We start from the raw sequence: 26,096 nt of genomic DNA on the forward strand, positions 1-26,096 counted from the left end.
ATGACATTGGGGGATAACCGTAGCATGGCTTTGAGCCAGCTTTTTCGGGATGCCGGTTATGAAGAGGCTACCCCGCCAATCTTGCAGCCAGCCGATATCTTTTTGGATCTGGCTGGTGAAGATCTGCGGCGGCGCCTTTTCCTGACCACAGGAGAAGATGGACAAGAGCTTTGCTTGCGTCCTGATTTTACCATTCCGATTGCCCGACATTATCTGGAAACAGGTGAAGCGGGTCGTACTGCGGCATTCTCCTATGTTGGACAAGTTTTCCGACATCGACCTGGGCAACTGGGTGAAACCATGCAGGCCGGTGTTGAATCCATTGGCCGTACAGATCAGGAGCAAGCAGACGCTGATATGCTGGCGCTTGCTCTTGAGGCATCTTCCAGCCTTGGTTTGTCCTCCCCCCGCATTCGCGTGGGTGATGAAGGCTTGTTTACCTCTGTTCTGCAAGCCCTTGAGATTCCAAAGGTCTGGCAGCGTCGTTTGCGCGATGTGTTTGGTGAGCGTGATCGTCTCGATCAGGTTATCAACCGCATGGGTGGCTCTGAAGCCAAGCCGGACGCCAAGCTGGGCTTTCTTGCAGCCCTTGAAGGACGTGATCCGGAAGCTGCTGTGGCCGTGGTTGAAGATGTGCTGTCGCTTGCGGGCATTTCTGCTGTTGGCGGGCGTACAGCTCATGAGATTGCTGAGCGCTTCATGGAACAGGCTGCGCTTTCTGCGGGTTCCGGGATCGACAAAGACGTGATTGCTCGTCTGACCGAGTATCTCAACGTGTCTGGTCCTCCGCCAGCCAAAGCAGTTGAAACCTTGCATGGTTTTGCCAAAGAAACCGGCCTTGATCTGGAGGCTTCCATTGAGCGTCTAGCCAAGCGTACGGACCTTATGGCAGAGCGTGGCATAGATATCTCAGCACTGGAATACTCCGGTGATTTCGGGCGCCGTCTTGATTATTACACCGACTTTGTTTTTGAAATTCATCATGAATCCAGTGAACATCTGGGACAGGTGATCGGTGGTGGTCGTTACAACAAGCTGGTTGAACGTCTTGGCGCGCCAAGCACTGTACCTGCTGTTGGCTTTACAATCTGGCTGGACCGTGCTGGTGAGGGAGCAAACTGATGAGCTCTAATCTTATTCTTGCTATTCCTTCCAAGGGCCGCCTTCAGGAAATGACCCATGCGTTTTTCGCGCGTGCTGGTTTGAAAGTGAAGCGTCCAGGTGGTGATCGTAACTATCGCGGCACTTTGAAGGGCGTGGACGGCGTTGAGATCGCTTTCCTTTCAGCTTCCGAAATCGCTCGTGAGATTGCAGCTGGTACCGTTCACTTCGGCATTACAGGGACGGATCTGGTCAACGAGAACATCGACCGCCCAGAGGAAAAGACCCACATCATCACCGCTCTTGGTTTTGGGCATGCGGATGTTGTGATCGCTGTTCCAACGGCTTGGATTGACGTATCCACCATGTCCGATCTTGCTGATGTTGCTTCAGATTTTCGGGCGCGGCATGGTCGCCGCCTGCGCATTGCAACCAAGTATGTGAACCATACGCGGCAGTTTTTCGCCGAAAAAGGCATTGCGGATTACCGTATTGTTGAGAGTGCTGGTGCGACTGAGGGAGCGCCTGCGGCGGGGTCTGCTGAGCTGGTTGTCGACATCACTTCAACCGGTTCCACGTTGAAAGCCAACAATCTGAAGATCCCTGAGGATGGCGTGATTGCCAAGTCTCAGGCGCATCTTGTGGCGTCCAGAACAGCCAACTGGGATGAGAAAGCGCTTCAGGCAGCTCGCTTAATGCTGGACCGCATCACCGCACAGGATAATGCTCACAATTTCAAAGAGATGCGGACTGTTGTTGCCAATCCGGCAGGTGTTCTGGAGAAAGTGGCGGAGCTTGGCTGTGTGGCTCCATTTGGGATCGAAGACTCTTCTTTGATCCTGCACTGCCCTGCTTCCAGAGTTCCCGAATGTGCGGATAAGTTGCGCGAGGAAGGGGCACAAATGGTGACGGTGACGCCGCTGGAGTATGTCTTCCACACGGCAAACCCGCTTTTTGAGCCTCTGGCACAAAAAGTCGCAGGCTAAGCCTTAAATCACTGAGAAATCTTTGAAAACGCACCTCTGTCCGGGGTGCGTTTTTTATTGCGTTGATTTGCGTTACTTACGAGAAATCTGCGCGTTTATGTTTCTTCTGCTTAGTTACAGTAGTTTCAAAATACTTATCCATCCAATTTATGTAAATTTCGCAGTATCTCTGAGTCACCTAGACACAACCTTGGGATGCATATCTTTGATGTGCGTAATGCATATATTTAAATATTTATGAAACTCGAGGAAAACAGATGGCTGCAGATAAAATGCCTCTCGAAGGCGACAACAGCTACGGTTTCAAACGTGGTGTAGGCAAGGACTACTTTGGGGGAGCTCCTGGCATCACCACCATTCGTTTTGATGGTGACCTCACTCTGAGTGATTTCAAGATTCGCCTGGAAGGTGGCGATCTGGTTTTTTATCTTATCGATCCGGCCAACCCAAACCAGCCGCTGAGCGAAATTGCCGATGTCTTCTACTTCGACAACTGGATCGCAAACGATCATGGCATCGAACGGTTTGAGTTTTCTGATGGGACCACTCTGTCGAAATTTACAGTTCAGAGTGACGGCCGATTGAAACTCTATGGCTCCGATGGCGATGATACCTTTGTCGGAACTTCTGGCAGAGATGAAATCTACGGAAGTGAAGGCGCAGATACGATTGATGGTCAAGGCGGTACCGATATTATCAACTATCTCCTGTCAGACGCTGGCGTGACCGTTAATCTCGCAACAGGCCAAGGTTCTGGTGGTTACGCTGAAGGCGATCAGATCTCAAACGTAGAGTCCATCATTGGCTCCTATCATGACGACGTTCTGATTGGCGATGACGGCAATAACAACCTGTTTGCACAAAACGGTAATGACCATTTGGAAGGCGGAGGCGGTGATGACTGGCTCAACGCCTATGGCTCAGGTTCAGACTACCTTGATGGCGGCTCAGGCAACGACACAGTGCGTTATCGCTGGTCCCGATCTGGCGTCACTATCGACCTGACTGATCAGTCAAACAATGCCGGAGATGCTGCAGGTGATGTCTACGTCTCCATCGAAAACGTCATGGGCAGCAATAGCTATGATGACCATATCACCGGCGATGCTGGTGACAACAAGATCTGGGGCTACGGTGGCAACGACACCCTTGATGGCGGTGATGGCAACGACACTATCCTTGGCGGAAACGGCAATGACGTCCTAAAAGCCGGTAATGGTGTCGATTATCTCGATGGTGGAGCCGGTGATGATGAGTTCTATTATGGTGAAGGCACCACTACTTTCCGCTATGAACTTGGCGATGGAAACGACACTATCCATGCCAACCACGATGTAGATGCTTCCTATAATGACAAAGTGGTCTTCGGCCCAGGCATCTCCCCTGCCGACATCACTGTTACGCGCCAAGGAGAAGGCACAGACAAGTACGGTAATGAACGCGACAATCTTGATCTCCTGCTGACATTCAAAGATGGCGGTACATTGCTCATCAAGGAAGCTTTCTTCTACGGACCGAATGGCTTTGCCTTCGGAGAGCTCCATTTTTCAGATGGCACTATCTGGAACTGGGAAAGCTTCAACAAGATGCGCTTTGAGAATGCGAGTGATGAGGCTGAAGAACTCGTAGGGACCTTAAGTGACGACGTGATTAATGGTCTTGGTGGCGATGATCAAATCCAAGGATACTCGGGTAATGACCACCTTCTAGGTGGTGCCGGAAATGACACGCTTGACGGTGCTGAAGGAAATGACCACCTCGAAGGTGGTACTGGCAATGACACGCTAAAAGGTTGGACAGGCAACAACATCCTTGATGGTGGCGATGGCAACGACACTTTCTTTAGTAGCACGGATGGCGAAGACCAAATTATTGGAGGAAGCGGAGATGATGCCGTTTACGTATCTGGCAGTAAAGCAACTGTTACTGGAGGTACTGGTGATGACATCATTGATGTCAGCGGAACGGAAATCACCGTTCACTATGATTTAGGCGACGGCAATGACATCATTGACTTAAACTACTCTGATGACAGCGCACGTACCAATAAAGTCATTTTTGGAGCAGGTATTTCAGCTGATGAGATCATCGTTATGCGTTTGGGCAAAGGCACAGACAAATATGGCAACTCGCGCGATGATCTCGACCTTCTTCTAACTTTTAAAGATGGCGGAACGTTACGTCTCAATGATGTCTTCATCTATGGACCAAATGGCTTTGCCTTCGGAGAACTCCAGTTCGCAGATGGTACTGTCTGGAACTGGGAGACCTTCAACAAAATGCGTTTTGAAAACGCAGGGGATGAAGGTGAAGAACTCGCTGGCACTCTGGGTGATGACGTGATTGATGGCCGAGGCGGTGACGATAAAATCGACGGTTACACCGGTGACGACCACCTCATTGGCGGTGCTGGAAACGACACACTCCAAGGACACGAAGGGGACGATCATCTTGAAGGGGGGGCCGGCAACGATAAGCTGAGTAGTTCCGCTGGCAACAACATACTTGACGGGGGAGACGGCAACGACACCTTCTTCAGCATCACTTATGGTGAAGATCAGATCCTCGGTGGAAGCGGAGACGACACTATTTATGCAGTAACGGGCGCTTCCGTTATCACCGGTGGAGAAGGTGATGATATAATCAACGTCTCTACAGCAAGGGTTGCCGTTCATTATGACCTAGGCGATGGCAACGATATTGTTGACTTCTGGTATCCCGAACGACTGAAGGAAGAAAATCACAAGGTCATACTTGGCTCCAGCATCTCATCTGATGAGGTCACTCTTACGCGTGCAAATGGCACATCAACCAGTCTTTTGCTGACTTTCAAAGACGGTGGAACCTTACAACTGAAATCTGTCATAGATCCAGATACGCTGCGCTTGAACTTCGGTGAAATCGAGTTTGCAGATGGAACTATCTGGAACTGGGAAGATATCAATGAAAGACTCCTTGATAATCTGAGCGATCAAGCAGACCACATTGGAGGTACAAGCGGGGATGACATCATTGATGCACTTGGTGGCGATGATCGTGTCTATGGTGAAGATGGGAATGACCACATCTCAGGCGGTGATGGCAACGACATCATAATTGGTGGAGATGGAGACGACGTCCTCAATGGTGGAGATGGCAACGATACCTTGAATGCCGGTGAAGGTGATGATCATCTTGAAGGTGGAGCGGGTGATGATACACTCGAAGGATATAGCGGCAAAAATATCCTTGATGGCGGAGATGGTGACGACGTCATCGTTAGTTTCTCAAGCGAGAATAATAAGCTACTCGGAGGTGCAGGTAACGACAACATATTCGCACATGGTGGTTCATCCATAATTGAAGGCGGGACAGGCGACGACTTCATTTTCTATCGCAGAAAAGATGCAACATTCCTCTATAATCTGGGGGATGGCAACGACACGCTTGAAGCAAGCTCTTATGCAGTGCAGCCAAATAAAATTGTATTTGGTGCAGATATTTCGCCGAGCTCCGTCGTTGTTGCATACATGGGAGACCAAAAAGAGGATCTCCAACTGACATTTGCTGACGGTGGGACAATTGTCATCATTGGAGCTTTCCACCATAGAACGTCGCAGTTTGACTTTGGAGAGTTTCATTTCGCTGATGGTACTATCTGGACCGGAGATGACATTAGCCAGAAGCTTGAAAATATAAGTGAAAGCGCAAGCCCATCAGATGAAATTGGCACTTATCTGGTTTTCTCTGATTATGCGGAATTTTATTCAACAAACTCGCTGGATGACCTGACTATCTTTGCCGGCGCTGGTGATGACATCATTGAATCTGGCGGTGGCGATGATCAAATTCATGGTGAAGCCGGTGATGACACTCTGACTGGAGGCGAAGGCAACGATGCGTTCTATTTCGGTGCTAACTTCGGAAAGGATGTCATTAAAGACTTCACTGCGGGAGCAGGTTCTGTTGACACCATCTACTTCAGCGAAGGCACTTTCGACAGCTATGCTGATGTAATTGCAGCAGCGAGTGAAGTTGGAGGCGATACTGTCATTCAACTCGACAATGACAACTCTTTAACTCTTCAGAATGTCTCGATAGCTGATCTGCACGCAGACGATTTTGCGTTCGCTTAAGTAATGTCATTTTCTTAGGTGATAAAGCCTCAGCGCACTGCGCTGGGGCTGTTTATTCGGTTATTGAGCATAAACAGTTGTGTCACTCCCCCTGAACCGATGATCCTCTAACGCATTGTATTTGGGAAATTTCGATGAAATCGCTAAATCCATTCGTTAATTGACATCAGCTTTGCCCATCATTTTAATCTCAGTTCCCTCAAAGATAAATTCTTAACTCACTCAGGGTCAGCTATACACAATCATGGGCTGCATAAATAATATGTGCAATCTGCACATTTATAAAAATTTATGAAACTCGAGGATTGTGGCCATGAATATCCAACTCGGAAGTGGCGATGAGAACTATTCTACTACCAGTTCTGAAGACCACCATGTATTAGCCGGTGCAGGCAACGACACCATTGTAACTGCTGCAGGCAATGATCAACTCTACGGGGAAGAAGGTGACGACTACCTAGACGGAGGTAGTGGCAATGACATTTTGTCTGGCGGTGCCGGGCACAATACTTACTTCTTCGACAGAGACTATGACAAAGACGTTATTAAGGATACTTTGGGCAGTGATGTCGTGAAATTTGGTGCCGGCATAACAATGGATAACATCAGGATTGCTGCCGGCGGACCTGATAACAAAGATCTGAAGATTTACCTTATTGATCCATCAAATCCAGACCAGCCCTTCGATGAGATTGCAGATGTTCTGACAATTGAGAATGGTGTGAGCAATCAAATCTTGGCTGGTCAGTTTGTGTTTGATGATGGTTCGACATTGCCAAAATTCGAAGTCCATGAAGATGGAAGCCTCAGGTACTTTGGTACTGATGAAGACGACACTTTCGTCGGCTCTGATGCAGACGAAGAGATTTACGGAAGCGCTGGCATCGATATTATCGATGGCGGTGGTGGTCGTAATGCCATCAGATACAACAATTCTGCCGAAGCTGTATCAGTCAATCTGGCGACTGGTGAGATGTCCGGTGGCGATGCCGAAGGTGATCAGCTCACGAACATAAGCCAAGTATTCGGATCTGAACATAATGACACAATCATTGGCGACGACAATAATAACGGACTTTATGGTCTTGATGGTGACGACCATCTGGAAGGCGGTGGCGGAGACGACTGGCTGAACGCTTACGGGTCCGGTTCTGACTATCTCGATGGCGGTTCCGGTAATGATACTGTTCGCTATCGCTGGTCTGAAGCTGCAGTAACTGTCGATCTTGCAGATCAGGCTAACAACACTGGCGATGCTGCTGGCGATACCTATGTGTCCATTGAAAATGTCATGGGAACAGACAAGTTCGATGACATCATTATTGGAGATGCCGGTAACAACAAACTTTGGGGTTATGGCGGTAACGACACCCTTACAGGTGGTGACGGCAATGATACTTTCCTGTTTGAAACCAACTTTGAACACGACACCATCACAGACTTCACTGTTGGTGCTGGTTCAGATGACACGATCCGTTTCACCGAGGATAGCTTCGTTAGCTTTGAAGACGTTCTTGCTACAGCGAGCCAAGTCGGTACTGACACCGTCATTCAACTGAATGATGACAACTCGATAACTCTTCAGAATGTTTCTGTTGCTGATCTTCATGCAGATGACTTTGCGTTTGCTTAAGTAATCTCGATTTCTTCGGAGAATAAGCCCCGGTGTATTACGCCGGGGCTTTTTTGTGGGTCGAGCCGGAGTGGCATACCTTTTCATGAAGAGTGGCTGGTGGGTAACAGCGGCTGGGAGACTTGGCGGATAGGTGGGCTTTTTCTTGATAAGCCTGTGGGATTTCAATAGCTATATTTTGATTTCGAGTAATGGATTGAAGGTAAGCGGTATGCGTGATGAGCGGGATTTGGCGGAGACGCTGGGGGTGCAGAGCAATCTTCTAGTTGGGCGGGGTGTGAGTGAGATTGAGGCTCATCCGGACCGGATCGTACTGCGCATGCCAGAGGAGCCTTTTTGCTGGTCGGGGAACATGGTTTTCTTCCGGGGTGATAAGGTGGATCCGGAAGCCCAGATCGCTCAATTCCAAAAGGATTTTCCTAGGGCTGCGCATACCATGTTTGGCTGGGATACGCCGAATATGACAATCGGAGCGGAGCATTCGGCTTTCACGGATCTTGGGTATGAGCTTGAGCAAATGGATGTTCTAAGCCTGACCGGCCCGCTCAACCGTGCTGCAGTTCCAGAAGGGATAGTGATACGCCCAATCATCTCTGAGAAAGATTGGGAGCAGGTCATCGCCCTCCAGATCGATACAGCAGTTGAGCAAGGCTATGATCGCGACAGTTTTGGGTCGTATACACGCACCCGATTTGAAGCGCGTCGTCGTCAGGTACAGGAAGGATCACTGAACTGGTTTGGTGCGTTCGATGGAGATCTGCTTGTCGCGGATCTGGGCATCTACCGGGATGCAGTTGTTTCGCGCTTTCAGGAGGTTGAGACGCGCCCTAGCCATCGCACGCGCGGTATCTGTGCAGCTTTGGTGACTGCAGGTGTGGATTGGGCGAAAGCGGAGTATCCAGCAACTGTGCCGGTGCTGCAGGCTTTCAGTGATGGCCCAGCGGGACGGATTTACCGGCGCTGTGGCTTTGAGCATCGTGAGACGCTCGTAATGGCTATTCTTCCGCCTCAGGGGACTTATGAGCGCCCTGAGGACGATGCCTGACGGGAACGTCAGAGGGGAGAGATCCTCTCCCCCTTGCCGCTTGGCCTAATAATGGCTCTTTACGCCTTTACAGGCCGTGTCAGAGCTTCTCGCTTTGCTTCCACCACTTCGCGGCAGCAGCAGCCTTCCAGGTGGTCGTTGACCATTCCCATAGCTTGCATGAAGGCATAGACGGTGGTTGGGCCGACGAAGGACCAGCCGCGTTTTTTAAGGTCCTTGGAAATGGCTGTTGAGATCTCCGTTTTGCCCAGTTGGCGCAGGTTGGCGTAATCGCAGACGTCCGGCCGCTGATCCGGGGTCGGTTCCCACTTCCAGAAGTAAGCTGCTAGGGAGCCGAACTCCTCACGCATTTCCAAGGCGCGGTTGGCGTTGTTGATGGTGGAGGTGATCTTACCGCGATGGCGGATGATGCCCTCATCTTTCACAAGGCGTTCGATATCGTTCTGCGTGAACTTCGCGACTTTCTCAAAATCAAAGCCAGCAAAGGCAGCGCGGAAGTTTTCGCGTTTGCGCAGGATGGTGATCCAGGATAGGCCGGACTGGAAGCCTTCAAGGCAGATCTTCTCAAACAAACGGATGTCGTTGGTGACCGGATGGCCCCATTCGTTGTCGTGATAGGCCTGATAGAACGGGTCTCCTCCATGCCACCAGCAGCGGTCCTTGCCGTCTTCTCCGCGGATCAGTCCTTCAGCAATCGGTTCTGAGCTCTGGTCCATTGCCCTGCCCTTCTTGTCAATTTTTCTTTGCGCATCGGTATCACCACAAACAGGTATCTGCCTGCTCATAAAACGCGCCAAAATGTTTATGTTATGTTCTCATATAAAGCATTGGCTTGCCGAAATAGCAAGCCATCTGCATCTATCTTTTTTGAGAGGATCAGTCGAACAGGGCGTCGATGTCGTCCTGAGTGACGGTGCCTGCTTCCACATCCAGAGCCGGACCGTGGAGTAGAGCTGAGTCGTCGCCTTCTTTTTCTGCATTGATGCGATCGCTGATTTCCTTGAAGCTTTCGATGCCGCCCCAGATCTCGATCATGCGGATGATGCGCTCTTCCACGAAGGAGAGCGTGTTCACTACTTTGCTGATACGCTGGCCAGTCAAATCCTGGAAGTTACAGGCTTCGAAGATAGACACCACTTGCTCGTGAATATCGGTAACCAGACCTTCGTGCTCGGATGGAACCATCGGCATAACGGTTGCCGCGCTCTGGTCGATGACTTCTGCCGCGGACAGGATTTGTTCGGTCGCCCCTTCAGTACCGGAAACGATCGCGCCCAGCTCCAACGTTACACGGCCTCGTTCGTCGTTATCGACGCTGGCTTTGTTGTGGAGGGCAGCAATCTCAGTTTTGGTTTCGGCTATGGCTTCGTAGATGGCGTCCAGCTCGCGCTTGAGCTTGGCTGCTTCGCCGATCTCTTCACGCAGCTCTTCCGCGACGCGTCGCGAGAGTTCCTGTGGGTCTGTGTCTGGCGAGCTCAGCATTTCCTTCAGGCTGGCGATTTCTTCCATCACCTGCTGGTGGCGTGCGGCCTCACCATTATCCTGGATTGGCGATCCAATCTCGGCACGTGCATTGTGCGCTCCGAACTGAGCCTCCGCACGAAAGGTTTTTCTTACAACTGACATCCCAACCCCGAACTCATGAAGCATAACTGCTTCTTACTGAAAGCCACATCGCTGCTATTCCTGCCCAACGATGCGCCCTCTTTGTTTGCCGCCTTACCTTTTTGCAAACTGGCACAGGTTTGCGAAAGGAGGCCATAAATTACAGATATTAAACAGCATTCCCGGTCACAGACGCGCTCATGCACCCATAGGTTTTAATGGGTACGATTCGCAATCCTGCACTCGGGCTATCTCTCACATACTTCTTAGAGTGTTAATTATTACCTTAGATTTATCAGCATTGATTTTTAGGGATAATTTTGACGTTTTCGCCGCACAACTCAGTAACAATCGGTTAACCTTAGTTTGAACTCGCATAAATAACATTGATAATTTTAACTATTACTAGAGTTGCAAGCCCTAGGTTTTCCCGCAGGCATTTGGCCATTGGCAAGGACCAAAGGAGCGTGGAATGTTCGGGGCATCGGTAAAAGGTAAAGCGGGCTGGATTGTCACTCTGTTGAGCGCGGGTGGATTGGTGTGTGCGTTGGGTACTGCTGCACAGGCAGAGTATAAACCACGTGCGTCTGCACCTCCTCTTGTGCTTAGTCCGGATCTTTCCAATCCATGGGTTGTGCAGATCCCACGCTCTCAGGCAAAGGCCGTTCAGAACCTGCGTGGTTCGGCCAAGCAGAAGAAGAAGCGGTCGACTTCTAACCGATACAGCCGCCGTATTCCGAAGCAGTTTTTGCCGACAACAGTCAGCTACAACACCTCTCACGCACCCGGTACAGTGGTTATTGATACCACATCACGATATCTTTACCTGGTGCAGGCCAATGGAAAAGCGCGCCGTTATGGTGTGGGTGTTGGGCGTCCGGGCTTTGAATGGGCGGGAGTTCACAAGGTGACCCGCAAGCGGGAATGGCCGGATTGGCGCCCACCTGCTGAGATGCTGAAACGCCAACCAAACTTGCCGCGTTACATGCCGGGTGGTCCGCGTAACCCATTGGGTGCACGCGCTCTTTATCTTGGCTCTACGCTTTACCGTATTCATGGTTCCAACGAGCCGTGGACAATTGGGCAAGCTGTTTCTTCCGGCTGCATTCGTATGCGCAACGAAGATGTGGCGGAGCTGTACAACATGGTTCCTGTTGGCGCAAAGGTCTATGTCCGCTAGGTATGTGCCTTTGTTGCATTCCTGTCTCGTGGAACATAAGATAAGGCAACAACTTCAAGTTGCTTGTCTTACCCCAGCTATAGGCAAAGCAGCATAAAAGACGGGCCTGTTTGAATGCAGGCACCGGACCAATGAATGTGCCGTCGCTACCATCTGAATGAGGGAGAGCTTTTCCCCCAGGCCACACCGATGTGTTTTGGGAGTGCTGCGCATGAGTGCCAAGAAGAATGGACTAGTCACCAGCAAAGACGAAGTGGTTGCGACCCTTTCCAGCATTTTGTCCAGCCCCAACTTCAGGCGAAGCCCGAAGCTGACAGCACTTCTTACGTTTCTTGTTGAACGCAAACTCTCCCGGCAGGAAGATGATCTGAAGGAACAGATTATTGGCCAGAAGGTCTTCAATCTGCCTGATGGTTTCAATCCGCGAGAGAACCCGATTGTTCGTGTGAACATCTCCCGTTTGCGGACGCTTCTGCGTGCCTATAACGAAGAACATCCCAACACACACCATGTACAGATCCGGCTCCCTGATATGGGCTATGTGCCGGTGTTTGAGTGTTTGCAGCCGACTGTTGCTTCAGAGACCTCAACAGCGAGCGAGGCTTCCGAGACTACAGCGGAAGAACGGTCACCCATTGAGCTGCTTGATGAACCACTCAACTCAGAAGACATCAGCCAGATCCGCGTGGTTCTGGAAGATTGCCTCAAGGATCAGAGCAGCCCACTGAACCGGTATACGCTTGCTGCGATTGCTCTGGGTTGTTTTGCCAGCATTCTGAGCCTGCTGCTGCTCGCACATGAGACCGGTCTCGTTTTTGCCGAGGACACTCCGGCAGTTGTTGCTTCCACCACACCTCCTGAAATCACAGAGGATGCCATGCCCCCAGATATCGCTAAGGAGCTGCGCCATATTGAGGGCGAGTTGGGTGGCAACGTGATCTGCAAAATGAAGTCAGCGCGGGACAAACTGGCTGAGTAAAAACAGAGCAGATGTCGCCAGCATAGACTTCTCATAGACATGATCTGCGCCGAGATCAGTTGTCGCCCGCTTGCAATTTAGCCTCTCGGCGGGTGCCTTTTGTGCAGCTTCAACTTGCTGAACTACAGAGGCTTGAGTAGCCGCTCAACCAATCCATTCGATTTTGGGGAGACGGTAGAACTTAGTAGATTTTCACCTCTGAAATCATTGACTTAACATATTCCTTTTCAGGAGTTGCCTGAAACTGTGAAAGGCAGAAAATCAACTCATAAGTGCATTGGGAATCAAATTTCTTAGGTTTGCATGTCCCCCAACGATGCCAAAGGTATCGGTTCAATTTTCTAAGGCGGGAATATTGAGATGAAGACGACTTTCTTGATTGCATCATTTCTTACAGCAGGTCTTGTCCTTTCAGGATGCGCCAGTGTCACACGTGGTATGAGTGAAAAAGTCAAAATCTATGCCTCTCCAGAGGATGCAGAGATCTCAACGGACATTGGAATGACCTGTAGTTCCTCGCCTTGCACACTCAAGGTTTCACGCAAAGAAAAATTCAACGTTACTGTTTCCAAAGAAGGTTACAAAACGCAGAAAGTGCATGTCACCACGGAAGTTGCGGGAAGCGGTGCAGCAGCCATGGCAGGCAATGCGCTGATTGGAGGTGTGATTGGCGTAGGCGTGGACGCATATACCGGCGCGATGCTGAATCACAAACCGAACCCGGTTCTCGTTGAGCTCAAGCCAATAAATCCAGCAAATCCTAATACGCCTGCCGGCGATCTTTCACATATCCGGAAAGAGTACGAAGAAGCAGAAAAGGCTCATCAGGAGAACGTTTTACGTCGGGGTGGTGGTGTCTGATCCGCAAATCCCTCTCAAGCCTACTTGAGAGGGATTTAGATTAGCATGCTTACATCTTACCCAATTGCACCGGCTTAGGGCCTCCATAGGCCCAGTCCAGAAGCTCGATGCTATGGATGACAGGGATCTGGGTGCCGCTGGAGATTTGGGTGATGCAGCCGATGTTGCCTGTTGCGACAAGGTCTGGGTGTGTGGCTTCCAGATTGCCGACTTTTCGATCTCTCAGAGCTGTTGCGATTTTGGGCTGCATGATGTTGTAGGTGCCCGCTGAGCCGCAGCAGAGGTGGCCCTCCAACGGTTCCCTTACAGTAAAGCCCGCATTCTGGAGTAGTTTCTTGGGTTGCCACGTTATCTTCTGACCGTGCTGCATGGAGCAGGCGGAGTGGTAGGCAACGGTCAGCTCGTCCTGAAGCTGGCTTTCGCCCAGATCCTGTTCGATCAGAAATTCCACGATATCCTTGGACATCTCAGAGATCTTCTGCGCCTTCTCTGCATATTGCGGATCATCGCGCAGCATGAAGCCGTAGTCCTTGATGGTCGTTCCACAGCCGGATGCGGTGATGATGACGGCATCAAGCCCCTCACCTTCCATTTCTCGCATCCATGCATCGATGTTGGTTTTGGCTTGCTCGTTGGAGGCTTCTTCCTTGCCCATATGATGCACCAGGGCACCACAGCAGCCTTCTCCCTTTGGGAACACGACTTCATAACCGATGCGGGTCAGCAAGCGCGTTGCTGCATCATTGATGGACGGAGCAAGTACGCTTTGCGCACAGCCCTTCAGGATCGCAACGCGGCCCTTTTTCTGCACTTTGGGTGCGACGCTTTCCTGCCCAACAAACTGGGAGGGCATAGGTGATTTAGTCGGTGCCAGAGCCAACATGGCGCCCAGTTTTGCGAGGGTACCACCGCATTTTTTCATGAGGCCAGCAAACGGACGGCCATAAAAAGCTGCTGCGATTGCCAGCCGGAAACGGCCCGGTTTGGGCAGGATGGCTTGCAGGACAGCTCTGAGCAGGCGGTCTTGCAGCGGGCGCTTGTAGGTTCGCTCAATGTGGATGCGGGCATGATCTACCAGATGCATGTAGTTCACACCTGATGGACAGGTGGTCATACAGGATAGGCACGATAGGCAGCGATCGATATGTTTGACGGTTTTGGCGTCTGCCGGGCGATCATTCTCCAGCATTTCCTTGATGAGATAGATGCGGCCACGGGGGCTGTCCAGCTCATCTCCCAGCAGTGCGAAAGTTGGGCAGGTTGCGGTACAGAACCCACAATGCACACACTTGCGCAGGATCTGTTCGGAGACGGCAGTTGCACTGTCTTTGAGTTGTTCTGACGTGAAGTTGGTTTGCATGAACTAGATCCCCGCGTACATACGGCCCGGGTTGAGGATGTTGTGCGGATCGAACTGGGCTTTCAGGCGTTGGGAAAGCCCCATCAATGTTTCCGGCTGAGGCTGGAACACATCGACGCTCGCACGCAGTTCAGCGCTTGCACGTAGCAACGTGGCGTGGCCGCCTCCGTTTTCTGCAATGAGACGACGCAGCGGCACATCATGGGGTTCATCGCCTTGCATTTCCACCCAAACAAGACCGCCTGCCCAGTCCATCATCCAGCGGATAGCGAAGCGCTTTTCCAGCTCAGCTATCACTTGCTGCCCAGCTGTTGGGCTCACTGAGATCTTCCAGAGCGGTTTACTGCTGCCTGCAAAGGGGATGAGATCTCGCAGATCACCCCATGTTTTGCGGGAGGCCTGCCCCTCGATCAGCTCCTGCGACGGGAAGCGTTTCAGGATACTGCGGAGCTTATCCAACCGGTAGTCGATGGAGACCGGAATGCCTTCCAACCTGAGCAGAGTGATGGAATGCTCCTGCGAAAGCGGGCAAAAGCCGTGGGGCAAGTGAGCTGCAGAGGAGACCTCAGCAGAGGAACCCATCGCCTCGGACATGGCCTGCGCAGCTTCCTGCGGTGTGAGGCCCAGCTGGACAAAGGTGCATTCTTTGGCAGCACGAGGCAGCACTTTGATGGAGAAGCTTGTGGCAACGGCCAGTGTGCCCCACGAGGAGCAAATACCGCGGGAAAGATCATATCCCGTCACGTTTTTTACAACACGACCGCCAGCCTTAAAAATCTCGCCACGGCCTGAGACCGCTTCCAGACCCAACACATGATCGCGTGCAGCCCCTGCTTTGAGGCGGCGGGGGCCGGACAGGTTTGTTGCAAAAACACCACCGATGGTGCCTGACTGCGCTGGTGCGCCTAACACAGCACTGAGATTGACGGGTTCGAACGGCAGTTCCTGATTGTGTTCCTTCAGCAGGGCCTCCACCTCTTGCAGAGGCGTGCCAGCCTTGACAGTGAGCACCAGTTCAGCTGGCTCATAGTCGACAACGCCGGTGATGCCATCGACACGCAGAGTATGCGCGGACTGCACCGCCCTGCCCCAGTTGCGTTTGGAGCCGCTGCCGATCACTTCCAGTGGGGTTCGTTCAGCGGCAGCCCATTTGACAACCGCTTCCAGCTCCTCAGCTGTGGTTGGGTGGAAACCCTCTCCCATGGTTTCGTCCTGTTCTGTCTTTTCGTCTCGCGTTTTATCTAAAAACGCGGAATATCCGGGAATGGCAGTTGGCCCTGATGCACGTGCATGAAGCCGAGCTCTGCACAACGATGCAGGACCGGGAACATCTTGCCCGGATTGAGAAGCTGCTTTTCATCGAACGCACACTTCACACGCTGCTGTTGCTTGAGATCGTCTTCTGAGTACATCTCCGGCATGAGATCGCGTTTCTCGATGCCGACGCCATGTTCTCCGGTCAGTACGCCGCCCACTTTTACGCAGAGGCGCAGAATGTCTGCTCCAAACTCTTCTGCTGCGGCCAGTTCTCCCGGCTGGTTCGCATCATAGAGAATGAGTGGGTGCAGGTTTCCATCACCAGCATGAAACACGTTGGCGACGCGTAGTCCGTGCTTTTCGCTCAGTTCCTGCATCTCTTGCAGAACTTGTGGCAGTGCTGCGCGCGGAATGGTGCCATCCATGCACAAATAGTCCGGCGAGATACGGCCCACCGCAGGGAATGCTGCTTTGCGTCCAGCCCAGAACGTGTTGCGCTCGTCCTCCGACTGGGACACACGCAAGTAAGAAGAGCCGTTCTTTTCTGCGATGGTGCTGACACGTTCCAGCAGATCATCAACTTCTGCTTCTGGTCCATCCAGTTCCACGATCATCAGGGCGTCTACATCCAGCGGATAGCCTGCGTGCACAAAGTCTTCGGCTGCGTCGATGGCGAGCTTGTCCATCAGCTCCATACCACCAGGGATGATACCTGCACCGATGATGTCAGCAACGCACTTGCCGGCTTGCTCGGAGGTTGGGAAGCCAATCAGCGCAGCCCGAGCGGTTTCAGGCTTTTGCAGAACGCGGACGGTGACTTCTGTGACGACTGCGAGCAGGCCTTCTGAGCCTGTGAGCAGGGCCAACAGGTCGTAGGCTTCAGAATCCAGATGCTTACCGCCCAAACGGATCACCTCACCGGTGATGAGCACAATCTCCAGACCAAGCAGGTTATTGGTGGTCAAACCGTATTTCAGCGAGTGCACGCCACCTGAGTTTTCTGCAATGTTGCCGCCGATGGAGCAGGCAATCTGTGAGGATGGATCGGGCGCATAATAGAAGCCATCAGCCTCCACGGCCTTGGTAATCCCCAGATTGGTCACACCCGGCTGGGTCACAACCGCCCGATTTTGCAAATCGATTTCCAAAATGCGGTTGAACTTCATCATGGAGAGCAGAACGCCATCTTCGAGCGGCAATGCACCTCCAGACAGGGACGTTCCGGCACCGCGCGGCACCACCTTCACATCATTGTCGTAGCAGTACTTCAGGACACGTGAGACCTGATCCACAGTCTCCGGCAGGACCACTACAAGCGGAAGCTGACGGTACGCTGTGAAGGCATCCGTCTCATAGGGGCGCATCTCAATCTCATCGCAGATAACACCTTCTCCTGGCACGATTTTTTGCAAATCAGCCACGATCCTGGAGCGCTTGTTCAGTGTCTCCTGCGACGGTTTTGGCATCGCAATCGCTGCCATCAGGCCTCCCTCCTGCACCGTGGTTTGAAACTTTATTTCCAAGCCACGAACTTAACCGCATTTTTCAAATACAGGGGCTGAGACTCTCATAATTTATGCAAAGAAGAAAGCCGCATTAAGTCTATTGTGGCCCGTAAAACAACGGCTTCAGATTTTCGTGAGTTTGACTCAAAGCAAGTTATTTTCAGGCATTTATGCTTATGATCAATTCCGTCCGCGACAATATGCCGTAACAATATATACGAAGGTAACGTCGAATCTATGGGAACTGCCCCATGAGTTAGACTATGTTGTTCTCTATTCGCGGTTATCTCTAGGATATAGTGGGAAGGATTTAAACATGAAGCAGTTTGGCGTCGTTGCAGCGCTTGCATTGCTGGTGAGCACAGGTGCGGCATTCGCGGAAGGCGATGTTGCTAAGGGCTCTAAAGTTTTCAAAAAATGTAAGGCTTGTCATGCTGTTGGTGAAAAAGCCAAGAACAAGGTAGGTCCACAGCTCAACGGTATCGTTGGTGCAGGCTGGGGTGAAGTCGAAGGCTACAAGTACTCCAAACCTCTTCTGGCAGGTAAAGAAGAAGGCAAGTCTTGGGACGAAGCTACTCTTGACGCTTACCTCACCAAACCTAAGAAAGTTATCCCTAAAGGTAAGATGGCTTTCGCTGGTCTTAAGAAAGAACAGCAGCGTCAGGACGTTATCGCGTACCTCGCTCAGTTCAACAAAGACGGTTCCAAGAAATAATTGGATTCCAGAGATCCTAAAGATCGGGGGTCGCAGTTCTGCGGCCCTTTTTTATTGCTGGTATGTTTGTGAGTGGCTTAAGTCTTGCGCACCATCTTATTCGCCAGCACAGGCATGCCGTTGTACTCGGTGAGGAACTCGCTGGTCACGCTGAAGCCGTGGCGCTCATAAAGCCGCTTGGCCGGGTGGTTGGTCTTGGCCACATAAAGCACGGCCTCTCCTTCAATCCCATCCAACAGGAACTGCAACAGTCTTTTGCCAAGGCCAGTTCCCCGCCCTCGCGGGTGTACAAACAGAGCCGTGATCTCAGAGTGGTTCCGCGCCGCATACGCCTTCACCCCGTCCTGCTCATAGACAAACACTTGCGAGGCCAGAAAACCTTCCAACCGCTTCGGATCCTGATCCAACGGCAACAACCGGAAGCTTCGATCCTCATAAATCAACTCATCCAACTTGCTCGCAGCGTAGATGCTCAGGACATCAGGGAAGTCAGTTTCACGGTAGGGTCTGATGGTCATTGGGTGTCTTCAGAAATCGATATTGGTTGCAACATTACAAAGGAATTTCATCTGCTGATTGCAACGTGCCCGCGGACCTTGGTAGAAATAAGGCTTTGTTTCACAAATAAAAAAAGGGATGCACAGGGCATCCCTTTTTGAGTTGGTTATGAAGCGGCTTAAGCCAGTTCGGTGAAGATTTCGGCTTCTGGGAGGCGGGATTTTGGGAGGGCGGCGTTGAAGTCGTTTTCGTGGCGGTGACCCAGAGCGATGAGGGCGACGGCACGGTAGCCTTTTTCCTGAAGGGCGAACTCTTCGTTGAGCGCTTCGACATCTACGCCTTCAATCGGCACAGCATCAATGCCCAGCGCGCCTGCGCCGAGGAGGATGGTTCCCATGTTCAGGTAGACCTGCTTCTCCATCCAGTGGTCGGCATCTTTCAACTGGTCACGGTGAATGCCAACGAAGGTCGCGCGGCCTGCTTTCACGGTTTCTTTGACTGCTGGATCAGCAAAACGCTTATCGTCTTCTTCCGCCTGAAGCAGACGCTCCAGATACTCATCGGAGATGTCAGTTTTCACGCAAAATACGATGACGTGCGAGGAGTTCAGCACCTTGCCATTGTTAAAGGAGAACATACCCTGGGTGCCCTTGGAAACGCGCTCACGTCCTTCTGGCGTATCTGCAATGATGAAGTGCCAAGGCTGGGAGTTTACGCTGGATGGGCTAAAGCGCAGCAGGGATTTGATGTGGTCAAACTGCTCAGCAGAGATCTGCTTGGTTGGGTCAAATTCCTTGGTGGAATAGCGGCTCAGTGCGACGTCTTTCAAGTTCATTCCAAATTTCCGATTTATTGTTTTAAGTCGTGTTCTGTGTGATAGATAGCACCTGGTTTTCATTGGACAAGTACGCACAAAAAATACACATAGGCACAGTTTGGATACTGTGGGTGCTGTATAACGCCTCCCTGAGAAATCATTGCGATGATCTGGAAAGTGTGGCAGGCAGTCTTTGTGTGATTTGATTTATGCATTGCTCAAAAGACTGCAGGACTTCCAGCTGTTATGGCCAGACAACGACGCCCAAAGTACAAGAAGGATGCCCGGGTCGGCCTGTTTGTTTCCTGTACTACCAATCTCTTCCGCCCTTCCCTCATCAAAGCTGCTGTGCATCTGCTGGAGAAGGCAGGCTATGAGGTGGAAGCGCCTAGTATTCAAAGTTGCTGTGGGCTCGTTTCCTTGCGCTCCAATGAGCTGGATGATGCGCGGGATCTGGCGAAAGAAGTGATCTCGCAGTTTGGTCATTATGATTTTGTGGCTGTGTTGTCGCCATTTTGCGCCAAGGTGTTTGAGCGGGCATATATGCCACTGCTATCCGAGCAATCTGAGGAGCTTGCTAAGATCACTGCGAAGTTTACGCGCAAGTGTTTTGAGGTGTCTGACCTGTTGCTTGCGGCACCAGACTTTGCGCAGAATTTGGGTGGGTTTGCAGGCAAGGTTGCGTTTCTGGATGTATCTGATGCGCCGAACCTGTTTGGCAGTCAGGTTGCGTCCCGTGCTCTGCTTGGGCAGATGGAGCAGGTTTCCGTTGTAGATCTGCCGCAGATCTGTGCGTCTCAGGTGAAAGGGGCTCCGGATGGTACTATCTCTCCAGAGCTTGGACAGGGGGATCTGAGCGGGCTGCTGCATGCGGTTCGCTCTTGTGGTGCAGGCACGCTGGTGTCCACTGATCTGGCTCTGCTGATGGAGCTTTCGACGCATCTGCGCAAGTACGGGTCCGCGATTGAATTGCGGCCTGTGCTTGAGGTGCTGGCAGGGGACACGCAGTCCATGCCAATTGGCATCAGCGCCCGTGTGATGTCAGGACAGTCCGTCCTCTGATTCCCCTAGGTCGGCTGTGAAACTTGCGTAGAAGTTGTGGTTCTTGTTGCTACTTGTGAAAAACACGAAAACTGCATGAAGGGAATTACGGCTTAAGACCAGTGATTTGCCTCTTAAATCCATTAAATTCCTCAGAATGCCCTTAGAAATGTTGTAGTTCTGCGTATTGCTGAGTAGTGTGCGCGGCAACTGGCCAAGGCCATGGTCCGGCTTTGTTGCCAGTTCACAGTGCGAGGCACTTTGCCTCCCCTATCTGCTGTTACACAGGAGCCTATAAACATGGGAAAGCTCAAGCCGGGCGTCATCTTTGGTGAAGACTATAAAACCCTGATTGAAGCATGCCGCGAAGGTAAATTCGCTTTGCCTGCGGTCAACGTTGTTGGAACGGACTCCATCAACGCAGTTCTTGAAGCAGCAGCTGCAAACAATACAGACATTATCATTCAGCTCTCCAACGGTGGTGCGCAGTTCTATGCCGGTAAAGGCATCAAGGACAGCTTCCAGGCGAAAGTGCTTGGCGCAGTTTCTGCCGCTCAGCACGTGCACCTGCTGGCAGAGCATTACGGTGTTGGCGTTGTGCTGCACACCGACCACGCGGACAAGAGCCTGATCCCTTGGCTGGAAGAACTCATCAAGCACGGCGAAGAGTTCTACAAAACCCACGGCAAGCCGCTGTTCACCTCTCATATGCTGGATCTTTCTGCAGAAGACATCGAGTTCAACCTGTCTGAAGCGAGCGCCTGCTGAAGATGATGGCTCCGCTGGAAATGAGCCTTGAGATTGAGCTGGGCGTTACTGGTGGTGAAGAAGACGGTATCGGTTCTGATGAAGACATTGGAGCAGACAATCCGAAGCTTTACACCCAGCCAGAAGACGTGCTGCAGGCGTATGATCGCTTGAACCCACTGGGTCACTTCTCCGTGGCAGCATCCTTCGGTAACGTGCACGGCGTTTACAAGCCGGGCAACGTGAAGCTACGCCCTGAAATTCTGCGCGAAAGCCAGAAGCTGGTGAGCGAAACGCACAATCTGGGTGAGAACCCGCTGGCACTGGTGTTCCACGGTGGTTCTGGTTCTGAGAAGTCCAAGATCACAGAGAGCCTGAACTACGGTGTGTTCAAAATGAACATCGACACCGACACTCAGTTCGCATTCTCTGAAAAAGTTGGTGCGTATGTGGAAGCAAACGCCAATGCTTTCAAATACCAGATCGACCCAGAGAGCGGCGCTCCAACCAAAAAGCTGTACGACCCACGCAAATGGCTGCGTGAAGGTGAGCTGGGCATCATCGAGCGCCTGAAAGAAGCTTGCGAAGACCTGAACTGCGTCGGCAAAAGCCTCTGCCAGTAAGCTGATCAGCTTTTATGAGATTGAAGAGCCCGGTACGGAAGTGCCGGGCTTTTTTGATGTGTTCCTGCATTGATGCTGAGACACAGTTCACTGGGTTTCTTGACGGTTACATCGCACGGCCCGAACTGGCAGAGCTTACATCTCATAGTTAACGAGTTCTAAGATGATTAAGCCATCGTGCTCTCACCATCCAAAAACAGGATTGGTACGCCAAGGTTTTTGGCTACTTTTTCGGCATGTTCCATGAAGATCTGATATTTTTCTTCCTTGGTCAGGGCCTTTTTGCCTTCAAATTCCTGAAAGGCAATAGTGTCTGGTGAAGGTTCTGCATCTATGAGAAAGATACCATTGATCTTGACGGGCTCAGTTGCGTCTACGCCCTGTTTGTGCTGGACGCCTTCTTTAGAGGAAACAATTACTTCGTTGTGTCCATAGTAGGTGTTGTCCATCAGATCATCGACGTTCTGCTGACGTTTATCGTACTGGTATCTATCCAGCTCTTTCTTCAGGTATCCGTTGCGTACATGATCTGGCACATCGAGTAGCTTTTCGTTTTGCTCTTGTGTAACGTTGACCATTCGGTCTTTTTTGTCTTTGCGGCCAATGTTGAGTTCGCTCATAAGATCATCAGGACTTGAAACCAGAACATTTTGTGGCGGGACATCCAAGATGACGCCGAAGGCTCCGTAAACAAAGCATTTTTCATCAGTCACGACAGACGTACAAATGGCATCCTTGTTCTCCAGATACTCGGCTCCCTGAGCAGAAAAACAGCCTTTTTGATTGATAAAGTCATCCATCGAACCTGTTCGGACGATAAACTTGAAGGGCGCTTTGCAGCCGCCTCTTTTTTGGAGGTCTAACCTTTCAGCAGGGTTAGAGAAATTCTCCCTGTTCCAAGTCTTAAGAAACGCCTTCGTCTTCTCATCCGGCTCAGCTTTGACCAGCTCAACTTTATGTTCCTGAGTCTTTTTTCGCATTAATGCAGCTGCAAGTTTGTCCAGCTTCGACACTCGTGGGTTCTCGCTCACTCCAACACCTGTCACTTCAGGCAGAGCATGCAACCAGTCGACTTCTTTTTGGTAGCTCTGAAGTGTCTTGTTCAGCTTCTTCAAAATCTTATTTGCGGCATCAACCTGAAGGTTGCCACACAGAGCTTCTGCTTCGGCCACCAAGCTATTCGCCTCTTGGTCAAGGCTCAGGAACTTCTTGTGTTTTTTGCTGGGGATCTTCTTTGCAACAGCAAGACTGTCCACCACTGGCAGTTCAATTGCCAGCTGTGCAAGATCTTCTTTCACCCAAGGTATCTGTGCTTCCAATCCTTTGTGATTGGACTGTGCAACTGCTATGAGTTGCTCCATGGATGCGATATTTTCTTGAATTTTGACCAACCTCGCTTCAGCACTTGCTTGCTTTCGGCCTTTCAGATCTTTTCGTGCCGCGGCAATTCCCGAACGTGCAGATTGGCCCGCTTTTTTGAAAGGTGAGAAGACAGCACTCTGGTTTTTCACCAGCTCGGCGTTCGCAGAGAGGGATTCCGTCACTTTTTCCATGGAGGCAAGTTCGTCCCATGGATCATTTGGTGCACTTTGAGGTACCTGTTGTTGTTGAGCGCCCTCGTGCTCACCTCCTTCTTCAGCAAAGTTCAAGTTCAGATGACGGGCCATATCGTTAGCCCATTTGTGCTCTTCTTTGCTCAGTTTTTGCGGAGGCATCCGTCAACTCCAAAACATAGGCGCCTCCCCTCCACCGTTAAGTAAAGGCGGCAAGCACCTGTCTCTCTCATGCTTTCTGCAAGGTACTACGCCCTCTCAAATGAATGCTTTCCGGAATTTACGTATTTTCCCTCAAACTGAAGCTAAATGCTGTGTTGATGCGCAGGAGGTTCGGCAAGCCTCTACTCAATCCAATCAATCGACTGGCCGTGTGGGCCGGTCCAGGCGCGGGGGGCGCCGTTTTCGCAGAGGAGGAATTTGCCAGTTGGGTGCGGCCCCGCAACCTTTTCGGCAAACTGCGGGATAACGCTGCGTGCTTCGTTGGAGATCCAGTGGGCGTTGGAGTTGAGCATCAGATCTACGAAAGCTTCGCGCTTGGTGGTATCTCGAACGTAGTTGAGAACGGCGCTATGGAAGACCACTGGTGTGGTGCTTGATGGGACTTGTTCCAGCAAGGCTGGCAGGTCTTCGAGAAGGTTTCCTTTAACGAGTGGTACTTTCTGCTGCTTCGCCACAGCGATTGCTTTTTGCAGGCGGCGTAGGCGGTCCTCCTGCCCCGGCCAGACGAGCGTTTGAAGCCATGCTGCGGTGTCTTCATCCTGAAGGTTCAACGGGTTCAGTTCCAGCCCTGCACGCCAGACAACTTCTGGCAGCTTGGTTGGCAAAGGGACATTGCGAGTCGCCTGACAGTGCAACACTGGTGTATCGGATGTGTTCGTCCCAGGCGCTAGTGTGTGTGCACCGTTATTGTAGTCGTAGGCGTAGTGGTCCGGCAGCAAGCAAAGACCAGCGGAGGCGCCGACTTCGATCAATGAAAGTGGTTGTGGGAGGCGGGCGAGCAATGGGAGGAGCGTTGCGCAGCGTCCGGCTTCGTTGGTCTGCGTGCTGCGGTTCATCATTTCTTGTTTAATGGCTCCGCTCTGTCGCTGCAGTGTCTCATCCAGCTCTGCCACTTCGGGAACGCGTCCTGTTACCCATCTGATAGCTGCGAATAGGAGGTTCGGTTGCTGTTTAGCCTCCGGCAATGCCATCAGGAAATCGTGGAAGATCGGCGAGCCGGCTACATGAGTCGCCCATTCTTCATAAATAGGTGAGTTGTCTTTGGCTTCGTGGGACGCAAATCCCAGATATCCGCGTTCAATTGCTGAAGATAATACAGTCATGAAATTCCCCTAAAACATAGGGGAAGTCTAGGCTGGATTTGCCTTCAGGCGCAAATGAGCCTCTCGTGGAACTTGCTTGAGGAACCTCGTGCCACCAACGTTGGGGGAAGGCAGCACGAGGGGTGCTGGAAGGCCTTAACTCGGGTCTACCAGCAGGTTCTTTTTGATGCGGGCGAGTTCCTCATCAGAGATGCCCAACGCATCACGGCGATAGTTTTCGAAGCTGCCGTAGTCTTCTTTAACCGCGTCCAGAGCTGCAGAGATTTGCTCTTTGTGTGCACCAAATGCCGGGCGCAGGGAATGGGGCCCACTTCCCACCAGTTTGCTCAATTCCTCAAAGGTGTAGAGGTTGGTGGTGAGGTAGTCGCGCATCACGTCTTCCTCTGAGAAGCCCAATGAAAGCATCAGCACCGCTGCCACATAACCAGTGCGGTCCTTGCCGCCTGCGCAATGGAACACGAGCGGGTAGTTATGCTCCTCCAGAAGCACATGCATGAAGCGGGAGATTTGCGGCGTGAACTTGCGGGCGAAGTCCTTATAGCGGTCGATGCGGGTGTGGTAGATATCCACGTTGTGGTCTTTCAGCAGCTGATCGATCTCATCAAACTTGCCGCTGAACCAAAGTGGGCGGATTTGAGAGGCGACTTCCAGCGGCATGATCTTGGCGATGTCTGCCGGGTCAGACCCGATTGGCAGGTTGATGTTGAAGTCAACTGAGGAGATGTGCTTGTTGGGATGCTTGTCCAGCTCATCCGGTGCGCGCAGATCCACGATGGTTTCAATGCCCAGCGCACTGAGCTTTTCCTGATCCGCTTCCGTCAAGCTGTCCAATTGATCGGAGCGGAAGACCATTTGAGGCTTCAGAGCCGGGCCATTTTGCGGTGTGGTGAGTGCCCGGAAATTCTCCAGGTTTTCGATTGGTTTGACCACCTTGATGGCATCGCAGTTGGATGGGATATCGATTGGCAGCGTGGTTTCGCATGGCGATGTTTCTGCCATTGCAAGACCTGCAGTCATGAGTGAGCCAATCATTGTTGCGGTTGCCAGCCCGATTATTTTTCGCATGGTCATTCCTCTCAGTTCGCAAATTTGGGTGACATAAAGATCGGTTTGACCTATGCAGTAAAGTTGAACTCCATCAGAATTTCAG

At 51.6% G+C, this 26,096-nt stretch carries 20 protein-coding genes and 1 pseudogene; 11 read left to right on the forward strand and 10 right to left on the reverse strand.

Annotated elements, in window-relative coordinates; all coding sequences use genetic code 11:
• The 5 genes from PJE062_RS21935 (at position 1) to PJE062_RS21955 (ending at position 8,880) form a co-directional block, all read left to right on the forward strand.
• Positions 1-1,122 carry an ATP phosphoribosyltransferase regulatory subunit gene (locus tag PJE062_RS21935; RefSeq protein ID WP_083793300.1) on the forward strand — a complete coding sequence of 374 codons (1,122 nt, stop codon included), beginning with the start codon at positions 1-3 and terminating at the stop codon, positions 1,120-1,122.
• Complete coding sequence (gene hisG, locus PJE062_RS21940) at positions 1,122-2,087, forward strand: ATP phosphoribosyltransferase (protein WP_008552102.1); 966 nt, start codon at positions 1,122-1,124, stop codon at positions 2,085-2,087. The genes PJE062_RS21935 and hisG overlap by 1 nt, the downstream gene beginning before the upstream one ends.
• A gap of 257 nt (positions 2,088-2,344) precedes the next feature.
• Positions 2,345-6,202: a calcium-binding protein gene (locus tag PJE062_RS21945; protein ID WP_008552227.1), complete on the forward strand. Its 3,858-nt coding sequence runs from the start codon at positions 2,345-2,347 to the stop codon at positions 6,200-6,202.
• A 313-nt stretch (positions 6,203-6,515) separates the two neighbouring features.
• A complete protein-coding gene (locus tag PJE062_RS27030) occupies positions 6,516-7,835 on the forward strand; it encodes a calcium-binding protein (RefSeq protein ID WP_008552154.1) in 1,320 nt (439 codons plus the stop codon).
• A 196-nt stretch (positions 7,836-8,031) separates the two neighbouring features.
• Positions 8,032-8,880 carry a GNAT family N-acetyltransferase gene (locus PJE062_RS21955; protein WP_208982434.1) on the forward strand — a complete coding sequence of 283 codons (849 nt, stop codon included), beginning with the start codon at positions 8,032-8,034 and terminating at the stop codon, positions 8,878-8,880.
• Positions 8,881-8,939: 59 nt separating this feature from the next.
• Here PJE062_RS21955 and PJE062_RS21960 read toward each other — a convergent pair whose 3' ends face one another.
• Both PJE062_RS21960 and PJE062_RS21965 read right to left on the reverse strand, forming a co-directional pair.
• Positions 8,940-9,596, reverse strand: a complete 657-nt coding sequence (locus tag PJE062_RS21960; protein ID WP_008552201.1) for a DNA-3-methyladenine glycosylase I — start codon at positions 9,594-9,596, stop codon at positions 8,940-8,942.
• A gap of 160 nt (positions 9,597-9,756) precedes the next feature.
• Positions 9,757-10,530 carry a protein phosphatase CheZ gene (locus PJE062_RS21965; RefSeq protein ID WP_008552149.1) on the reverse strand — a complete coding sequence of 258 codons (774 nt, stop codon included), beginning with the start codon at positions 10,528-10,530 and terminating at the stop codon, positions 9,757-9,759.
• A gap of 427 nt (positions 10,531-10,957) precedes the next feature.
• Here PJE062_RS21965 and PJE062_RS21970 point away from each other — a divergent pair, with 427 nt between their 5' ends.
• The 3 genes from PJE062_RS21970 (at position 10,958) to PJE062_RS21980 (ending at position 13,505) form a co-directional block, all read left to right on the forward strand.
• Positions 10,958-11,665, forward strand: a complete 708-nt coding sequence (locus PJE062_RS21970) for a L,D-transpeptidase (protein ID WP_008552084.1) — start codon at positions 10,958-10,960, stop codon at positions 11,663-11,665.
• A 211-nt stretch (positions 11,666-11,876) separates the two neighbouring features.
• Positions 11,877-12,644: a helix-turn-helix domain-containing protein gene (locus tag PJE062_RS21975; RefSeq protein ID WP_008552244.1), complete on the forward strand. Its 768-nt coding sequence runs from the start codon at positions 11,877-11,879 to the stop codon at positions 12,642-12,644.
• Between the two features lie 360 nt (positions 12,645-13,004).
• The gene (locus tag PJE062_RS21980; RefSeq protein WP_008552225.1) at positions 13,005-13,505 is read left to right on the forward strand and encodes a PEGA domain-containing protein; all 501 of its coding nucleotides are present in this window, start codon (positions 13,005-13,007) and stop codon (positions 13,503-13,505) included.
• Between the two features lie 49 nt (positions 13,506-13,554).
• On the opposite strand, the gene glcF is transcribed toward PJE062_RS21980, so the two are convergent.
• Genes glcF through PJE062_RS21995 form a run of 3 tightly spaced genes read right to left on the reverse strand, consistent with a single transcriptional unit; the run spans position 13,555 to position 17,603 of the window.
• Positions 13,555-14,865, reverse strand: coding sequence for a glycolate oxidase subunit GlcF (gene glcF, locus PJE062_RS21985; protein ID WP_008552168.1), 1,311 nt, complete (start codon positions 14,863-14,865; stop codon positions 13,555-13,557).
• A gap of 3 nt (positions 14,866-14,868) precedes the next feature.
• The gene (gene glcE / locus PJE062_RS21990; RefSeq protein ID WP_008552272.1) at positions 14,869-16,068 is read right to left on the reverse strand and encodes a glycolate oxidase subunit GlcE; all 1,200 of its coding nucleotides are present in this window, start codon (positions 16,066-16,068) and stop codon (positions 14,869-14,871) included.
• Between the two features lie 38 nt (positions 16,069-16,106).
• Entirely contained in the window at positions 16,107-17,603 is a 1,497-nt protein-coding gene (locus PJE062_RS21995) for an FAD-linked oxidase C-terminal domain-containing protein (RefSeq protein WP_008552241.1), read from the reverse strand.
• Between the two features lie 340 nt (positions 17,604-17,943).
• Here PJE062_RS21995 and PJE062_RS22000 point away from each other — a divergent pair, with 340 nt between their 5' ends.
• Positions 17,944-18,342 (forward strand): cytochrome c family protein, encoded by a 399-nt coding sequence (locus PJE062_RS22000; RefSeq protein WP_008552097.1) that lies wholly within the window; start codon positions 17,944-17,946, stop codon positions 18,340-18,342.
• 77 nt (positions 18,343-18,419) lie between these two features.
• Here the strand turns inward: PJE062_RS22000 and PJE062_RS22005 are convergent, their stop codons facing one another.
• Together PJE062_RS22005 and PJE062_RS22010 are read right to left on the reverse strand one after the other, a co-directional pair.
• Positions 18,420-18,860: a GNAT family N-acetyltransferase gene (locus tag PJE062_RS22005; RefSeq protein ID WP_008552221.1), complete on the reverse strand. Its 441-nt coding sequence runs from the start codon at positions 18,858-18,860 to the stop codon at positions 18,420-18,422.
• A 158-nt stretch (positions 18,861-19,018) separates the two neighbouring features.
• Positions 19,019-19,675, reverse strand: coding sequence for an oxygen-insensitive NAD(P)H-dependent nitroreductase NfsB (locus PJE062_RS22010; RefSeq protein ID WP_008552129.1), 657 nt, complete (start codon positions 19,673-19,675; stop codon positions 19,019-19,021).
• A gap of 228 nt (positions 19,676-19,903) precedes the next feature.
• Between PJE062_RS22010 and PJE062_RS22015 the strand changes: the two genes are divergently transcribed.
• A complete protein-coding gene (locus tag PJE062_RS22015) occupies positions 19,904-20,719 on the forward strand; it encodes a (Fe-S)-binding protein (RefSeq protein WP_008552158.1) in 816 nt (271 codons plus the stop codon).
• Between the two features lie 279 nt (positions 20,720-20,998).
• Positions 20,999-22,068, forward strand: a pseudogene (gene fbaA / locus PJE062_RS27035) (class II fructose-bisphosphate aldolase).
• A 167-nt stretch (positions 22,069-22,235) separates the two neighbouring features.
• Here fbaA and PJE062_RS22025 read toward each other — a convergent pair.
• The 3 genes from PJE062_RS22025 to PJE062_RS22035 all read right to left on the reverse strand — a co-directional run bounded on the left by PJE062_RS22025 (position 22,236) and on the right by PJE062_RS22035 (position 26,011).
• A complete protein-coding gene (locus PJE062_RS22025; RefSeq protein ID WP_008552222.1) occupies positions 22,236-23,783 on the reverse strand; it encodes a hypothetical protein in 1,548 nt (515 codons plus the stop codon).
• Between the two features lie 182 nt (positions 23,784-23,965).
• On the reverse strand, positions 23,966-24,946 hold the full coding sequence (locus PJE062_RS22030; RefSeq protein WP_008552239.1) for a DUF2332 domain-containing protein: 981 nt from the start codon (positions 24,944-24,946) through the stop codon (positions 23,966-23,968).
• A gap of 135 nt (positions 24,947-25,081) precedes the next feature.
• Entirely contained in the window at positions 25,082-26,011 is a 930-nt protein-coding gene (locus PJE062_RS22035; RefSeq protein WP_008552183.1) for a tyrosine-protein phosphatase, read from the reverse strand.
• Positions 26,012-26,096 lie beyond the last annotated feature (85 nt).

It is taken from the genome of Pseudovibrio sp. JE062 (assembly GCF_000156235.1).
Lineage (GTDB): Bacteria > Pseudomonadota > Alphaproteobacteria > Rhizobiales > Stappiaceae > Pseudovibrio.

Coding starts and splice junctions, on each gene's coding strand:
- PJE062_RS21965 (WP_008552149.1), bottom strand. CDS start 10,530: ATGCTTCATGAGTTCGGGGTTGGGATGTCAGTTGTAAGAAAAACCTTT.
- glcF (WP_008552168.1), bottom strand. CDS start 14,865: ATGCAAACCAACTTCACGTCAGAACAACTCAAAGACAGTGCAACTGCC.
- PJE062_RS21960 (WP_008552201.1), bottom strand. CDS start 9,596: ATGGACCAGAGCTCAGAACCGATTGCTGAAGGACTGATCCGCGGAGAA.
- glcE (WP_008552272.1), bottom strand. CDS start 16,068: ATGGGAGAGGGTTTCCACCCAACCACAGCTGAGGAGCTGGAAGCGGTT.
- PJE062_RS22030 (WP_008552239.1), bottom strand. CDS start 24,946: ATGACTGTATTATCTTCAGCAATTGAACGCGGATATCTGGGATTTGCG.
- hisG (WP_008552102.1), top strand. CDS start 1,122: ATGAGCTCTAATCTTATTCTTGCTATTCCTTCCAAGGGCCGCCTTCAG.
- PJE062_RS21935 (WP_083793300.1), top strand. CDS start 1: ATGACATTGGGGGATAACCGTAGCATGGCTTTGAGCCAGCTTTTTCGG.
- PJE062_RS22010 (WP_008552129.1), bottom strand. CDS start 19,675: ATGAACTTGAAAGACGTCGCACTGAGCCGCTATTCCACCAAGGAATTT.
- PJE062_RS27030 (WP_008552154.1), top strand. CDS start 6,516: ATGAATATCCAACTCGGAAGTGGCGATGAGAACTATTCTACTACCAGT.
- PJE062_RS21995 (WP_008552241.1), bottom strand. CDS start 17,603: ATGGCAGCGATTGCGATGCCAAAACCGTCGCAGGAGACACTGAACAAG.
- PJE062_RS21945 (WP_008552227.1), top strand. CDS start 2,345: ATGGCTGCAGATAAAATGCCTCTCGAAGGCGACAACAGCTACGGTTTC.
- PJE062_RS21980 (WP_008552225.1), top strand. CDS start 13,005: ATGAAGACGACTTTCTTGATTGCATCATTTCTTACAGCAGGTCTTGTC.
- PJE062_RS22005 (WP_008552221.1), bottom strand. CDS start 18,860: ATGACCATCAGACCCTACCGTGAAACTGACTTCCCTGATGTCCTGAGC.
- PJE062_RS22035 (WP_008552183.1), bottom strand. CDS start 26,011: ATGCGAAAAATAATCGGGCTGGCAACCGCAACAATGATTGGCTCACTC.
- PJE062_RS21975 (WP_008552244.1), top strand. CDS start 11,877: ATGAGTGCCAAGAAGAATGGACTAGTCACCAGCAAAGACGAAGTGGTT.
- PJE062_RS21970 (WP_008552084.1), top strand. CDS start 10,958: ATGTTCGGGGCATCGGTAAAAGGTAAAGCGGGCTGGATTGTCACTCTG.
- PJE062_RS22000 (WP_008552097.1), top strand. CDS start 17,944: ATGAAGCAGTTTGGCGTCGTTGCAGCGCTTGCATTGCTGGTGAGCACA.
- PJE062_RS22015 (WP_008552158.1), top strand. CDS start 19,904: ATGGCCAGACAACGACGCCCAAAGTACAAGAAGGATGCCCGGGTCGGC.
- PJE062_RS22025 (WP_008552222.1), bottom strand. CDS start 23,783: ATGCCTCCGCAAAAACTGAGCAAAGAAGAGCACAAATGGGCTAACGAT.